Genomic DNA, 13,807 nt, shown 5'->3' with positions numbered 1-13,807 from the left:
TTATCTTCTTTTTTATCTTCTTTTTTATCTTCTTTTTTATCTTCTTTTTTATCTTCTTTTTTATTAGTAAAAGCGGTAGCATTAGTTTCGTTTTTTACTAGCTCTTTTTTTATTTTTTGATCTTGTATAACTTTTAAAGCATTTTTTAAACGCGAAATTTCTTCTTCACTTACTCCACTTTCTTTAAGCTCTTGCACATAAGCCTTATCATCAAAACCTAAAAAATTTGAACTAATGATTAATCTTTTTAAAATCTCATTTTTTTCTTCATTATTATCATTAATTACGCTTTGTATATATAAAGATTTTAGTTGTTGATGTAATTGCAATTTTTCTTCTGCATTAGAGGTTAAAAAGTTTTGATCAAATTTTTTAACCTCTACATTAGCAAAAACACCAATATAAAATAATAAAAAAATAAAAAATATTCTAAGCATCTTCACCATAAACTAATTTTTTCATTAGTTCTTCTACGCTAATAAGTTTATCTAATCTATACCCATTAGCTCCTGTAAAAAATAAACCTGTTTCTTTTTTGCCACTCCAAGCATCGTATAATCTATCCGCTATACAATAACCTACTTTAGTAGCTTCCTTACCTCTACCACATGGTGCAACGCAGTTGCTCACACAAGAAATTTTTGGCCCCATTCTTTTATCTACTAAATTTAAAAGATTAGTTCTTACTCCTCTTGCAGGATAACCAACCGGGGATTTTAAAAGCTCAATATCTTCTTTTTTACAATCAAGTAATACTTGTTTAAAATCATCACTCGCATCACACTCAAAAGTTCCTATAAAACGAGTTCCCATTTGAACGCCACTTGCTCCTAAAGACATCATCTTTTCTATATCTTGCTTATCCCAAATTCCACCTGCAGCAATCAGTGGTATGTCGCCCCAATTTTTAATTTCTTGCACAACTTGTGGCACCACATTTTCTAATTGATATTCATCCATTAAACATTGCTCATAAGTAAAACCCTGATGTCCGCCGCTTTTTGGTCCTTCAACTATAACTGCATCAGGTAAGCGATTGTATCTACTTTGCCATCTTTTACAAATAATTTTTAAAGCCTTAGCTGATGATACAATAGGTACCAAAGCAACATCAGGATATTCTTGTGTAAATTCAGGTAAATTTGTAGGAAGTCCTGCTCCTGAAACTATCACATTAAAACCAACCTCACAAGCATTACGAGCAATTTGCGCATAATTATTACTTGCATATAAAATATTACAGCCTAAAGGTGCGTCTTTGCAAACCTTTCTAGCATTATCTATCAAAGCTTTTAAGCCTGCTTTTGAGTAAAAATTATCACTACCATAAGGTTTTGCATTAAGTTCTTTATCTATATGTGTTCTATTTTCATAATACCCAGTTCCCACTGAAGAAATAATCCCTAAACCACCATTTAAAGAAACTGCAGAAGCAAGCTTATCCCAACTTATACCAAGCCCCATTCCACCTTGAAAAATAGGATATTTTATCTCATGCTTTCCAATTTTTAAAGCTTTAAAACTCATTATATTACCTTTAATTTTGCAAATTTTCTTTTTCCAACTTGTAAAATATATTCTCCACTTTCTAGTTGGTATTGTTCATTTTGAACTTTTTCTCCATTAATACTTACTGCATTAGAACTAATCAATCTTCTAGCAGCTGAAGTAGAACTTTCCATTTTACATTCCACTATAGCTTTTGCAAGCCAAATACTACCTTCTAAAGTAAAACTTGGCATATCACTAGGAAGCTCTTTTGCACTATGAACTTTGTCAAATTCTTCCTTAGCTTTTAAAGCGCATTCATTTGAGTGAAAACGAGCTGTTATTTCTAAAGCTAAATTTTCCTTAGCTTTTTTAGGATGTAATGAGCCTTTTTTAATATCATCTTTCATTTGTGAAATTTCATTTAAGCTTTTTTCACTTAAAAGCTCATAATATCTAAACATCAACTCATCACTTATACTCAAAACCTTAGCATACATATCTTTAGCATTTTCTGTTACACCGATATAATTTCCTAAGCTTTTACTCATTTTATTTACACCATCAAGACCTTCAAGCAATGGCATCATCATCACCGCTTGCTCTTTTTGACAATTATATACTCTTTGAAGCTGTCTACCCATTAAAAGATTAAATTTTTGATCCGTTCCACCCATTTCTATATCACTTTTTAACGCAACGCTATCATAACCTTGTAGAAGTGGATATAAAAACTCACAAATTGATATAGGACTTTGCTCTTTAAAACGCTTAGTAAAATCATCTCTTTCAAGCATTCTAGCAACACTAAAAGTCGAAGTAAGTTCTACTATACCAGCAGCACCAAGCTCATTTAGCCATTTAGAATTAAAATGAATTTGAGTTTTACTTGGATCTAAAATCTTAAAAACTTGCTCTTCGTAAGTTTTAGCATTTTTAAGCACTTCTTCTTTATCAAGTTTTTTTCTTGTGACACTTTTTCCTGTTGGATCGCCTATTTGAGCAGTAAAATCACCTATTAAAAATTGCACTATAGCTCCATGCTTTTGAAGTAAAGCCATCTTGCTTAAAACTACAGTATGACCTAAATGCAAATCAGCGGCCGTAGGATCAAAACCAGCTTTTACAAAAAAGTTTTCGCCTTTTTCATAATAATTTTTTACCAAAGAAATCAATCTTTCCTCATCAATAATTTCTGCTATTCCTCTTTTAATTTCTTTAATAATTTCTTCAATATTCATTATAAAACCTTTTTTAGTGATTATTATATGCATCATTTAAAGATGTAAAATCTAAAATCTTATACCTAGCTTTTAATCTTTCTTTTGCATTTTCAACATCTATATTATTAGGTAATTCAACTTGCACTTCAAAATAATTTGCCACCACAGGCTCTGAATCGGCTGAATTAATACTTAAAACATTAATCTGCATTTTAGCCAAAGTAGTTAGAAAATCCGCTAAAGAGCCTTTTTTATTTTCTATAGAAACAATGATTTTGTAACTTTTTATCGAGCTATCATTCCAAGAAACAAAAACCATTTCTTTGTTATCTTCTATCATCTTCATTGCTTGTTCGCAAAGTTTATGGTGTATTGTAGCACTAGTTGAATGTCTAAAAGCAATGATTTCATCTCCTCTTTTAGGTCTACAACAATAATCAAAATTAATCGTAGTTATTTTATAATTAGAACCAATCACTATGCTTTCAAATTTTTGTTCATTTTGTTCAAATTTAGCTGCTTGATTTTGTCCTACATATTTTCTAAGAGCTATAATTACCTCTTTAAAATAATTAAAATCTAAAGCAATTTGTCTGAGTTTTTTATTAAATTTTTCTTTTTCAAGCCATTCTTCTATAAGTTTAGAATCTTTATTAAATGCCGTAGATAAAAGATTAATGGCGATTTTATTGTTTAATTCTTTTTTCTTTTGCTTACAAAAATCTCTTATACTAGCTCTAGCTTTTCCTGTTTTAACACTATCTATCCAAGAGCATCTAAAAAATTCTTCCTCTGAAGTTTCAATACTAACTATATCTCCATTTTTAAGCACAGTTAAAAGCGGGACTCTCATACGATTTACAAAGGCGGTTTTTGCATGAAGTCCTACTTTAGTATGAACCTCATATGCAAAATCCAAAGCCGTAGCTCCACGCGGTAAGGTAAAAATTTCACCTTTAGGAGAATATACTGCTATATCCTCAATATATAAACTATCCTTTGCGTATTCATAAAGCTCAATAGCATCACAATCTTGTATATTATTTCCTTCTTCTTTACCATGCATAGAAATATCTTCAAGCCAATCTAAATTTGGTGTTGCAATATTTCCTTCTTTATATTTCCAATGTGCTGCAACGCCAAATTCAGCAGTTTTGTGCATATCAAAGGTGCGAATTTGAGCCTCTATAATATTTTTTGCATCAAAAAGTGTTGTATGTAAGGTTTGATAGCCATTTTGTTTTGGCAAGGCTATATAGTCTTTAAATCTTGAAATCAAAGGATTAAAATGCGTATGTAAAATTCCTAAAGCCAAATAACAATCATAAACTTTTTCAACCAAAATTCTTACACCCAAAAGGTCTAAAACTTCATCAAGCCCTACACCTTTTCTTTGCATCTTTAAATAAATAGAATAATTATGTTTAATTCTTTTATGTATAACAAAACTACCTTGTCTAAACCCATTTTCCAAAAATAACATTTCTATTTTTGAAATAAATTCATTAAATCCAAGTTGAATTTGTTGATCTTTTGCATTTATATAATTATCAATTTGTGCATATTCATCAGGAAGCAAAAATTTAAAACTTAAATCCTCAAGTAAATTCTTTATACTTGAAATTCCAAGTCTATGAGCTATAGGTGCATATACCACCAAGGTTTCTTCGCTAATTCTTTTTTGCTTATCTTCTCGTAAATAATTTAAGGTAAGCATATTGTGTAATCTATCACAAAGCTTTATTACAAGCACACTTACATCTTCAACACCCGCTAAAAGCATGTTTCTAAAAGTCAGAGCAGATTTTGCAAGTTTCTCATTGGAATTAGAATGAGTAAGATGATCTTCTCTAATACTAACTATTTTAGTTAAACCTTGAACTAATTTTGTTACTTCTTCGCCAAAATTTGCATTTAACTCTTCTTCATTACAATTTGTATCTTCTAATACATCATGTAATAATGCGGCTATAATCATAGATTGTATAGGACTCAAAAAAGCTACAAAAGAAGCTACCAATATAGGATGAACCGCATAAGGTTCTCCACTCTTTCTAAATTGTCCTTCGTGTTTTTGGATACAAAACTCCACTGCTTTTTCCAAAACAGCAGATTGTGGAAAAACCATAAAAAGAATTTCTTTTGCTCTTTGTAAATCCTTGCAATTTTTTACATCATCAACAAGTTTATCTAGCAATAACTCATCATTTACCAGCTTCAATAAATCCCTCTAATACGATTTTATCTTCTGCTATTTCATATAAAGCAATATCAGTATATTTATATTTATTTTTATCTAAATTTACTAAAGGCTCTGCGCCATTTGCAAGCTCTTCAGCTCTTTTAGCTACTACAAGAGCTAATTTATATCTATCATCTTTTAATTTTTTTAATGCCTTTGCAGCTATTTGTTCTACTCTCATTTTTTACCTTTAATCTTGATTTTTAACAATAGAGCATAAGCTCATATCGCCTTGGATAATTTTTAATAAATTTCCTTCTTTAAACATATTACATACCACAATAGGTAAAGCATTATCTTTAGCTAGGGCTATTGCCGTATCATCCATAACTTTTATATTATCATGTAAAGCTCTTTCATAACTTAACTCATTAAGCATAATAGCATCATCAAATTTTTTAGGATCTTTATTATAAATTCCATCTACCTTAGTTGCTTTAATGATCATATCTGCTTGAATTTCAACCGCTCTTAAAGTTGCAGCAGTATCTGTAGTAAAATAAGGATTGCCAGTACCACAAGCAAAAATAACTATGCGTCCTTTTTCTAAATGTCTATGTGCTCTTCTCATAATATATGTTTCGCAAAATGCTTCCATTTGGATAGCACTTTGAACCCTCACATCAAGTCCAGCACTTTCTAATGCTTCTTGCATAGCTATAGAATTAATTACAGTAGCAAGCATACCCATATGATCGCCACTTGTTCTTTTTATCAGTCCATCTCTTGCAGCAGATACCCCTCTAATGATATTACCACCACCTATTACAATACCTACTTCAACATTTTCATGAATCAAACTTTTTATTTCAGAAGCTATATATTTTAAAATAGAATTTTCTATACCAAATCCATTTTCTCCGGCCAAAGCTTCTCCAGAAAATTTAACCAATACTCTTTTTCTTTTATTGTTCATTAAATTTCTCCTTTGATTTAAAACTATATCAAAATTCGCATTAAAAAAAACTAATTTATTTAATCATTTCCAAAGGATTGATATGAAAATTCTTTTGGGTTACTTCAAAAGTTAAATCACTTTCAACCCTACCTATAATATAACCTTTCTTGATATTTCTACCTACTTTAACCCCAGGAGCAATTTTATCTAAATGTGCATAAATAGTATGTATACCATCTTTATTTTCAACAATCACAACTTGCTTTAAAGTTGGAGTTGCTTTTGCAAAAACTACTTTTCCATCTAAGACATTTCTTACCGCAGCATTAGCACTATCACTTTTTAAAACTACATTTTCATTATAGATCTTAATATTATAAATAGGATCTATATAATTTCCAAATTTTTGCTTTACTGTATAAGATTCTAAAGGAGCTATTGTCTTAGGACCATTATATCGCTTAACACTGCTTGTTTGATAGCTTGAACCTACTTGTTTTATGTTTGAATTTGGCTTTTGATCATCCTTTTTTTGTGCTAATTTTTCTTCTTCTTTTTCTTTGATAATTTTTAATTTATTGAGTGTTTTTCTTAATTCTTGCTGTTGGGCTTGCAAATTAGAAAGTTTTCTAGTATAAATTTCTTTATCAGTTTTTTGTTTAGCTATTTCTTGCTCTTGTTTTTTTCTAAGGTTTTTGAGCTCATCAATTTGATCTTTATAAACTTTTAAATTATTATTAATTGTAGTAATTTGTCTTTGCTTTTCTTCTATTTTTTTGCTCACATCTTCATAATCTTTTGAAATTTGATAAAATTCTTCTTTGAAAATTTTATCCAAAACCCCAACTAACTCCAAAGCAATAATACTATCTTCACTTTCAATATAATTTTTAGGGATTGCTAAATCATAAGCAAAATCTTTAGCAATTAAATCAATTATTTTTCCTTCGATCTTATTTTTATTTTGCAAAAGATCTTTATTTTGTGCATTAAGCTGTTCTAATGCTTTTATTTGAGTTTTCACAGATCCTTCAAGTTTAGAAGTTTTTGAAGTTAAGATGCTAATTTCTGAAGCAATTTTTTTTAAATTTTTCTCATTATCTAAAATTTCACTAGCTAAATCTTCTAATTTTTTAGATAATTGCTTTACTATGCGTTCATTTTCTTTAATATCTTTTTGCTTTTGTGCAATTTCATTTGCAAATAAAACAGAAAAGGAAAATAAAAAAAGCAAAAAGCATTTTTTCATTTTCTAACCTTAAACATCACAAAATTCACACAAGCAAAACAAACACAAAGCATTGCTAAAAAAATCAAAAATAAATGCGTGAAAATACTTATTTTAGGTAAGCTAATGTCTACACTTTGTAAAGCTAGTTTAATGGATTCAAGATCATAAACTTGGGTAAAAAATAATACAAGCAATAAAAACGCTATAAAACAATCAATAAAAACTATCTTATAAAGCATAAAAGATCTAAACCAAAATGGGGCGCCAAGCAAGCACATGATTTCCACTCTTTGAGTATGCTCGAAAAGCCAAATTTTCATTTGTTTAAGCAATAATACAAAACTAAGCAATATTATAATAAACAAGAAAAACCATAATAAAAATTTCACTAAAACTAAAAGTTTATAAATTTTTGTATGCGTTTTTGCAAAAGTCTCCACTCTAGTAATGTTAGGATTTTTTAAAAGTTTATCTTTTAAAATGTTTAACTCATCTTCTGACAAAAGCTTATTAAGCTTCAAAGTATAAAATTTTGGCAATGTAGCCTTTAAAACCTCTATGTTTTTAGCTGATATATCATTTTTAAGTCTATCTATCATTTCATTTGGATTTAAAATTTCTAAAGACTGAAAATGACTAACCTGCTCTTCTAAGCTTTTTTTATCTAAGTGAGTTTTTCCTACTAAAATGATATTATAGTCTTTATTTAAAAGTTTTTCATAATATTCAATAGTTTTATTTGTGATAATCAAAAACTCAAAAGCAAACATCATCACCATTAAAGCAAATATCAAAGAAAGATGATTTTTAAAAGATTTCATTCATTCTCCCATTTTCTATATTAAAACGACGATAATCAAGTCTTAAATTAGTAGGAATTCTATGTGTGACAACTACCACGCAAGTTCCAAGTATTTCTCTAGCTGATTTTAATAAAGTCCATATAATATCTGAAGAATACTCATCTAAATTTCCCGTTGGCTCATCGCATAAGAGTAATTTTGGATTATGTGCTAGGGCTCTTGCCATAGCCACGCGTTGCTGCTCTCCACCTGAAAGTTGAGCTGGCTTTTTATCAGCTTTGAAAGTTAAATTTACATGCTTTAAAAGCTTTGCAGCTTGTTCTTTACATACATTTTTACTATAACCTTTAATCATCAAAGGTAACATTACATTTTTTTCTACACTAAATTCTTGAACCAAACGATAATCTTGAAAAATAATTCCTATTTTTTGCCTAAGCTGCAAAAGTTCAGCATTAGAAATATCCACTAAATCATTATTGCAAACCTTTAAATTTCCACTTATTGGCTCCAAATCCCCATAAAAAGATTTTAACAAAGTTGATTTTCCACTACCACTTTTTCCTGTGATAAAAACAAAATCATTATCTTTTAGCGAAAAACTAGCATTTTCTATAACAAGCTCATCATAACCAAGACAAAGCTTTTTGGCTTCTATCATCACTGCTTTTTCCTTATCATTTGTTTGATAATTATTTAAATCATTATTATTTAATATAAGAATACAATATTTCTCTTAATTTTTCTATAGCTTTTAAATTTTCTTTAGTTTTAAAAGGTTGCTCAAAGATAAATTCTATCTTTTGTAAGTTTAATACTATATAAACATGTTCAGGTTTATAAAAAGCACCAAAAGCTATTTTAATAACAAGTTCTTCATCTTTAATATACATTTTTTCAAAATGCAAGAAAAAATCTTCGCCTTTAAAAACTTCATTTTTAAAATTCTTTTTTATACAAGCTAATTCTTTTGTATTTAATTTTAAATCCTCAATAGCAAATTTTTGATTTTTATTCAAGCTTTTACTCTTGCTAAAACCACTAATGATTAAATCATATATATCTTTATTTTGTCTTTTCCAACGATCTTCATATTTACTTGAAATTTCTAAATTTTCATTTTTTTTGATTAAAGCTTTTAAATGTGAGAAAGTTAAAAAAGTCTCCAAAGTAAAATCAAAATACAAAAAACTATCCGTTCTAAGTTCAAATTGTCCATCTTCTTTTAAAACCCTAGCGCATTCATTTGCAAAATTTAACCCCACTACTCTACGGTGAGGCTTTTTATCCCAAGGAACAGGAAAATGCAAAAAGATTTTATCCACAAGATTAGATTCAAGTACGCTTAATAATAATCTTGCATCAGTTTCTATTAATAAAACATTGTTTAAATTTTCACTTAAAGCAAGTTTAGCTACTTGTTCTAATGCAGGAGTGTAAATTTCTATACCAATTATCAGTACATTAGGATTTTGCCTAGCTTGATAAAGCAAATGTCTACCGCTTCCAAAACCTATTTCAATATAAATTTGTTTTTTATTTTTTATTTGTTCTAAAATTTCTTTTAAATCATTAGCAATTAAAGGTGTTTTTTGGATTAACCTTGTGTGTTTTAGCGCCACAGCTTCACAAACTACATCTTGAGTAAAATTTTCTTTAAATACAAGTAAAGCCTTTTGCAAATACCCAATTTGCGAAGGCTTAGTATGTTTTTCACCCTTTATAAGCCATTCTTGACTTTTTTCATCTTTTTTAATTTGTAAAAAAAATTTTTCTTGGTTTATACGCGTAAAAAGCAAATCAACATTTTCACCTTTAGCAAGCCATAAGAATTCAACTCCATCTTTTTCAAAAGGAAGTTGAATTTCTTTTAAAATTTTACACTTAAAATTTGGCATTATTTTACTGCTGTAAATTTATCAGAAGCTTTTGATTCTATGCCATTTGCATCGATAGCAATAACTTCATAACTATATACTTTTCCAGGAGCTGCAGTAATATCTTTTAATTGTTTAGATTTAATCTCTTTAAACACAGCATTACTTCCACCACCACTTCTTTTAACTATGTATTCTTTAGCTCTATCATCATTATCAATCCACTCTACTCTAATACCATCATCTTCAACAGCACACAAAACAATACTTGGCGCTAATGGTGCTCCTAGGGTAATACCTTCCACAGGCTCACTTGCTATAGGACTTTCTAGGCCATCTTTATCGACCATACTAACTTTATAATATCTTTTTTCAGCCACACCTTTAACCACATCTTCATAAGTATTTTCAGAAGTTTTAGCTACCACACTAAAAGGTAAAAAAGTAGTTGAACTTGAATAAATTTTATAATAAGCAAAATCAGCATAATCAATTTTATCCCAAGTTAAAATAATTTTTCTTGGTGCGTCTTTACTTGCTTGTAAATTACTTACCATAGGAGGAAGGGCTTTGGTAGTTGATTCTACTATTTTACTTGGAGTGCTTTTAATACCATCATAAGTTAAAGCTATGATTCTATATTGAAAACTTTCATCAGGTTTTAGCGAATCATCTATATATTCAGCACTTAAGCGATTTTTGATTCTAGCTAATTCTTTAAATTTCATATCTTTCATATTTGCACGCTCAATGATGTATGAATTTACTCTTACATCAGGGTGTGGTCTCCAAACTATTTTTACACGATTTGGCAAACCAACAATAGCTTGCACAAAAGGCACTGGATCAATCACTCTATTTGTAAAAGCTTCTATACTTACACCATCTTGAGAAACTTGTCCAAGTTCATTAAAGGTTTTCATAGAATAATAATATCTTGTATTTGGTGCTAAATTTGTATCAGTATAGTGAGTTTGAAATTTATTTTTGATTTTTGCTATAAGCTCCATAGGTGCACCAGCTGCATTTGCTCTATAAATATAATAACCTGCTATATTTTGATCATACAAAGGTTCCCATTCAAACGCTATACTTGTAATATCACTTATACTTTTAATACTTGATATTTTTGGTAAAGTATCATTTACTTGAGCAATTTGCGGTGAACTTACGCTACAAGCACTAAAAGCTAAAGCAGAACTTAAGATAATCCAATGAAGTTTTTTCATCTATCTCTCCTTGTGTAAAATTTTCTTTTAAAATTTGATAAAAATCATCAAACATAGGAGCTTTTACAAACATCAACTCTTTAGTCCTAGGATGAATAAAATAAATCAAATACGCATGAAGCATTACTCTATTATACTTTATTTTTCCTTTATATCCGTATAATTGATCTCCTAAAATATATCGATTAAAATCTGCTAAATGCACCCTGATTTGATGAGTTCTTCCTGTGTATAACTTAGCAGCTATCAAAGAGCAATTTTTAGCGCTTAATAAATTTATAAAATCTGTTTTTGCATTTTTTGCTAAAGGATTTTTAGTATTTGTAGTAATTTTTTTAAGCCTATTGCTAGGACAACGCATAATAGCTTTTTCATTACTCATTTTATCATTTTTCAAAGGCAATTCACTCAAAGCAAGATAAAATCTACCCATGCTTTTATCCAAAAGCTGATTTGCTAAAAATTGATGTGCTTGATTGTTTTTAGCTATGATGATAGCTCCACTTGTGCCCTTATCAAGTCTATGCACAAGCCCTGCTCTATGTTCTCCATTTAAATTTGATAAAGCATAACCCTTATGCAAAAGCCAATCCACCAAAGTCGCTTCTTTAACACTACTTGCACCATGCACGACAACATTAGGAGCTTTGTTTAAAACCAAAACATCATCATCTTCATATAAAATTTCTATATCAAACTCAGGCGTGTAGCTTTCTTTGGCTTCTTTTACTAAAGGTAAAAAAATACTTATTTCATCTTTTTGTTTTATTTTTTTAGAACTTTTATTTTCTATTTTTTCATTAATATATATGCAGTTTTCTTTGATTAGTTTAGCAACTTGCGAACGACTTTGCTTAAGTATATCTGATAAAAAAACATCCAATCTTTCTTCACAAAGTGATGAAATTTTTAGCATATTATATTTCCTTGTGATAAAATTTGCAATTTTAGCATATAATTATGTAATATTTTATAAAAAGGGTAGCTTTGATAAAACTTGATAGAAGAATTTTAACACATTTTGACTTTGTACAACCTCTTTTAGTGTTACCTATCATAGCTATATCTTTTCTTTTAATTTATGAGGCAAATACGCGCTTAGCTGAAAAACAATTTATCTATACTTTAGTGGGTTTTGCAGGATTTGCGTTTTTTTTCTTTTTACCCTTAAGAAGACTAATGTGGCTTATACCTGTGTTATATTGGATTAATATAGCTTTACTTTTAAGTGTGGATATTTTTGGTGTTGAAAAACTTGGAGCTAGAAGATGGCTTGAAATACCTTTTACGCATTTTACCATACAACCTTCTGAAATTTTTAAGCCCTCTTTTATTTTAATGTTAGCTTATTTGATTTATCAAAATCCTCCACCGCCTAATGGCTATGGCTTAAAACAATTTTTAAAGCTAAGTTTTTATATTTTACTTCCATTTTTACTTATAGCAGGAGAACCTGATTTGGGAACAGCTTTGGTGCTTTTAATAGTAGGCTTTGGAACGCTTTTTATCATAGGAGTAAATTATAAAATTTGGCTTAGTATTTTTTTAGCTATAGCCATAGCCTCACCTATTATTTATAGTGATTTTTTAAAGCCTTATCAAAAACAAAGAATTCATGATTTCTTAGCTGAAGAACCAAGTTACCATGTAAAACAATCCATCATTGCAATAGGAAGCGGTGGTTTGAGCGGAAAAAAAGCAGATGAAGCTACACAAACACATTTTAAATTTTTACCTATTTCTACGAGTGATTTTATCTTTGCATATTTGTCTGAAAGATTTGGTTTTATCGGTGCAGTTGTAATCATACTACTTTACACCTTACTCATTTTTCATTTATTGAGTTTAAATTATAAGCTCAAAGATGATTATTTTACAAGAGTGGTGACAAATTGCATTGCTTTGTTTATTTTCATATATGTAGCGGTAAATATATCAATGACCATAGGTTTTGCTCCTGTTGTTGGTATACCTATGCCATTTTTTAGTCATGGGGGAAGTTCTTTTGCTACTTTTATGATTTTCTTTGGAATTTTACAAAATTTAATAACCTTTAGATATTTAGCAATAGAAAAAGCGGTAAAAATAAAATTCTAAATTTAAATTAAGGAAATAAAGATATAATAACATTTTTATTTTAACTTCTGGCGGATTTATAGCTCAGTTGGTTAGAGCAACCGGCTCATAACCGGTTGGTCGCAGGTTCGAGTCCTGCTAAATCCACCATTTATTTTTTACTCCCGAGTGTTTTTTTGGCAAATTATATTCAAAATATTAAAAAAGAGTTTTTATATTTTCAAAAATAGCTTTTTGTATATTATATAAACAACCATAATAATAATAATTTATTTTACACCTAAATTATATATTAGGTATAAATCTTTTTCATAGATAAAACTAATTATACTATGTGAGCTATTATCATACTTTATAATATTTTCTAAAGCTTTGAAAAATCACTAGGAATTTTGATAATCAAATTTTCATTTTTTAAGTTTAATTTCTTAAATGATAGGTTTTATTATCATAGTAAAAACTTTGGTTTAAAAATACTTTTTTAAAAAATATATAGTCTTTATAAAAAAGCTTCTTGGTAAATTTTATTTAAAATTTATATCCAGATTGATATAAACCTTTATATCAATCTATGTTATTGATTTAATATCATCATATAAAACTTCATCTTGTGAATTTGGATTTGTAAAACCTTGTTTTAAAAGCATATATCTATTAAACCTAGTTACATTACCCAAATTCTTTAAAACATCTCTCTTGTATTGCTTTTAAAATCTTGCTATTTTTTAAATCAATTACAA

The 13,807-nt window shown here is 28.9% G+C and carries 12 protein-coding genes, 1 tRNA gene and 1 pseudogene; 2 read left to right on the top strand and 12 right to left on the bottom strand.

Going from position 1 to position 13,807, the window contains the following annotated elements:
- The 12 genes and pseudogenes from L8X33_RS08130 to L8X33_RS08075 all read right to left on the bottom strand — a co-directional run.
- A pseudogene (locus L8X33_RS08130) lies at window positions 1-437 on the bottom strand (N-acetylmuramoyl-L-alanine amidase); the annotation flags it as partial.
- A complete protein-coding gene (locus L8X33_RS08125) occupies window positions 430-1,527 on the bottom strand; it encodes a nitronate monooxygenase (RefSeq protein ID WP_263670433.1) in 1,098 nt (365 codons plus the stop codon). The pseudogene L8X33_RS08130 and the gene L8X33_RS08125, both read right to left, overlap by 8 nt.
- Window positions 1,527-2,729, bottom strand: a complete 1,203-nt coding sequence (gene tyrS, locus L8X33_RS08120; RefSeq protein ID WP_263670432.1) for a tyrosine--tRNA ligase — start codon at window positions 2,727-2,729, stop codon at window positions 1,527-1,529. Before tyrS ends, L8X33_RS08125 begins: the two co-directional genes overlap by 1 nt.
- 13 nt (window positions 2,730-2,742) lie before the next feature.
- Window positions 2,743-4,932: a RelA/SpoT family protein gene (locus L8X33_RS08115; protein ID WP_133319249.1), complete on the bottom strand. Its 2,190-nt coding sequence runs from the start codon at window positions 4,930-4,932 to the stop codon at window positions 2,743-2,745.
- Window positions 4,916-5,134, bottom strand: a complete 219-nt coding sequence (locus tag L8X33_RS08110; protein ID WP_133319250.1) for a DNA-directed RNA polymerase subunit omega — start codon at window positions 5,132-5,134, stop codon at window positions 4,916-4,918. Before L8X33_RS08110 ends, L8X33_RS08115 begins: the two co-directional genes overlap by 17 nt.
- A 9-nt stretch (window positions 5,135-5,143) precedes the next feature.
- The gene (pyrH, locus tag L8X33_RS08105; protein WP_133319251.1) at window positions 5,144-5,869 is read right to left on the bottom strand and encodes a UMP kinase; all 726 of its coding nucleotides are present in this window, start codon (window positions 5,867-5,869) and stop codon (window positions 5,144-5,146) included.
- Between the two features lie 55 nt (window positions 5,870-5,924).
- Window positions 5,925-7,100, bottom strand: a complete 1,176-nt coding sequence (locus tag L8X33_RS08100; RefSeq protein ID WP_263670430.1) for a murein hydrolase activator EnvC family protein — start codon at window positions 7,098-7,100, stop codon at window positions 5,925-5,927.
- Window positions 7,097-7,903 (bottom strand): ABC transporter permease, encoded by an 807-nt coding sequence (locus tag L8X33_RS08095; protein ID WP_220566338.1) that lies wholly within the window; start codon window positions 7,901-7,903, stop codon window positions 7,097-7,099. Before L8X33_RS08095 ends, L8X33_RS08100 begins: the two co-directional genes overlap by 4 nt.
- Window positions 7,890-8,546 carry a cell division ATP-binding protein FtsE gene (locus tag L8X33_RS08090; protein ID WP_039625813.1) on the bottom strand — a complete coding sequence of 219 codons (657 nt, stop codon included), beginning with the start codon at window positions 8,544-8,546 and terminating at the stop codon, window positions 7,890-7,892. Before L8X33_RS08090 ends, L8X33_RS08095 begins: the two co-directional genes overlap by 14 nt.
- A 46-nt stretch (window positions 8,547-8,592) precedes the next feature.
- On the bottom strand, window positions 8,593-9,783 hold the full coding sequence (trmB, locus tag L8X33_RS08085; protein ID WP_263660620.1) for a tRNA (guanosine(46)-N7)-methyltransferase TrmB: 1,191 nt from the start codon (window positions 9,781-9,783) through the stop codon (window positions 8,593-8,595).
- Window positions 9,783-10,991 carry a ferrous iron transporter A gene (locus tag L8X33_RS08080; RefSeq protein WP_220566341.1) on the bottom strand — a complete coding sequence of 403 codons (1,209 nt, stop codon included), beginning with the start codon at window positions 10,989-10,991 and terminating at the stop codon, window positions 9,783-9,785. The genes trmB and L8X33_RS08080 overlap by 1 nt, the downstream gene beginning before the upstream one ends.
- Window positions 10,945-11,907, bottom strand: coding sequence for an RluA family pseudouridine synthase (locus tag L8X33_RS08075; RefSeq protein WP_263660618.1), 963 nt, complete (start codon window positions 11,905-11,907; stop codon window positions 10,945-10,947). The genes L8X33_RS08080 and L8X33_RS08075 overlap by 47 nt, the downstream gene beginning before the upstream one ends.
- A 71-nt stretch (window positions 11,908-11,978) precedes the next feature.
- Between L8X33_RS08075 and L8X33_RS08070 the strand changes: the two genes are divergently transcribed.
- Window positions 11,979-13,088, top strand: coding sequence for an FtsW/RodA/SpoVE family cell cycle protein (locus tag L8X33_RS08070; protein WP_087700555.1), 1,110 nt, complete (start codon window positions 11,979-11,981; stop codon window positions 13,086-13,088).
- A gap of 52 nt (window positions 13,089-13,140) precedes the next feature.
- Window positions 13,141-13,217 (top strand) — tRNA-Ile (locus L8X33_RS08065).
- Window positions 13,218-13,807: the final 590 nt, after the last annotated feature.

The sequence above is a fragment of the Campylobacter sp. CNRCH_2014_2849 genome (genome assembly GCF_025772845.1).
In the GTDB taxonomy this organism is placed as follows: domain Bacteria; phylum Campylobacterota; class Campylobacteria; order Campylobacterales; family Campylobacteraceae; genus Campylobacter_D; species Campylobacter_D lari_D.
The sequence above is the reverse complement of the archived record's forward strand: the minus strand, read 5'-3'. Positions and strand labels throughout refer to the sequence as shown.

Bases quoted from the DNA above. Each gene is read 5' to 3' on its own strand.
- L8X33_RS08125 (WP_263670433.1), bottom strand. From the start codon at position 1,527: ATGAGTTTTAAAGCTTTAAAAATTGGAAAGCATGAGATAAAATATCCT.
- tyrS (WP_263670432.1), bottom strand. From the start codon at position 2,729: ATGAATATTGAAGAAATTATTAAAGAAATTAAAAGAGGAATAGCAGAA.
- L8X33_RS08110 (WP_133319250.1), bottom strand. From the start codon at position 5,134: ATGAGAGTAGAACAAATAGCTGCAAAGGCATTAAAAAAATTAAAAGAT.
- pyrH (WP_133319251.1), bottom strand. From the start codon at position 5,869: ATGAACAATAAAAGAAAAAGAGTATTGGTTAAATTTTCTGGAGAAGCT.
- L8X33_RS08100 (WP_263670430.1), bottom strand. From the start codon at position 7,100: ATGAAAAAATGCTTTTTGCTTTTTTTATTTTCCTTTTCTGTTTTATTT.
- L8X33_RS08095 (WP_220566338.1), bottom strand. From the start codon at position 7,903: ATGAAATCTTTTAAAAATCATCTTTCTTTGATATTTGCTTTAATGGTG.
- L8X33_RS08090 (WP_039625813.1), bottom strand. From the start codon at position 8,546: ATGATAGAAGCCAAAAAGCTTTGTCTTGGTTATGATGAGCTTGTTATA.
- trmB (WP_263660620.1), bottom strand. From the start codon at position 9,783: ATGCCAAATTTTAAGTGTAAAATTTTAAAAGAAATTCAACTTCCTTTT.
- L8X33_RS08080 (WP_220566341.1), bottom strand. From the start codon at position 10,991: ATGAAAAAACTTCATTGGATTATCTTAAGTTCTGCTTTAGCTTTTAGT.
- L8X33_RS08075 (WP_263660618.1), bottom strand. From the start codon at position 11,907: ATGCTAAAAATTTCATCACTTTGTGAAGAAAGATTGGATGTTTTTTTA.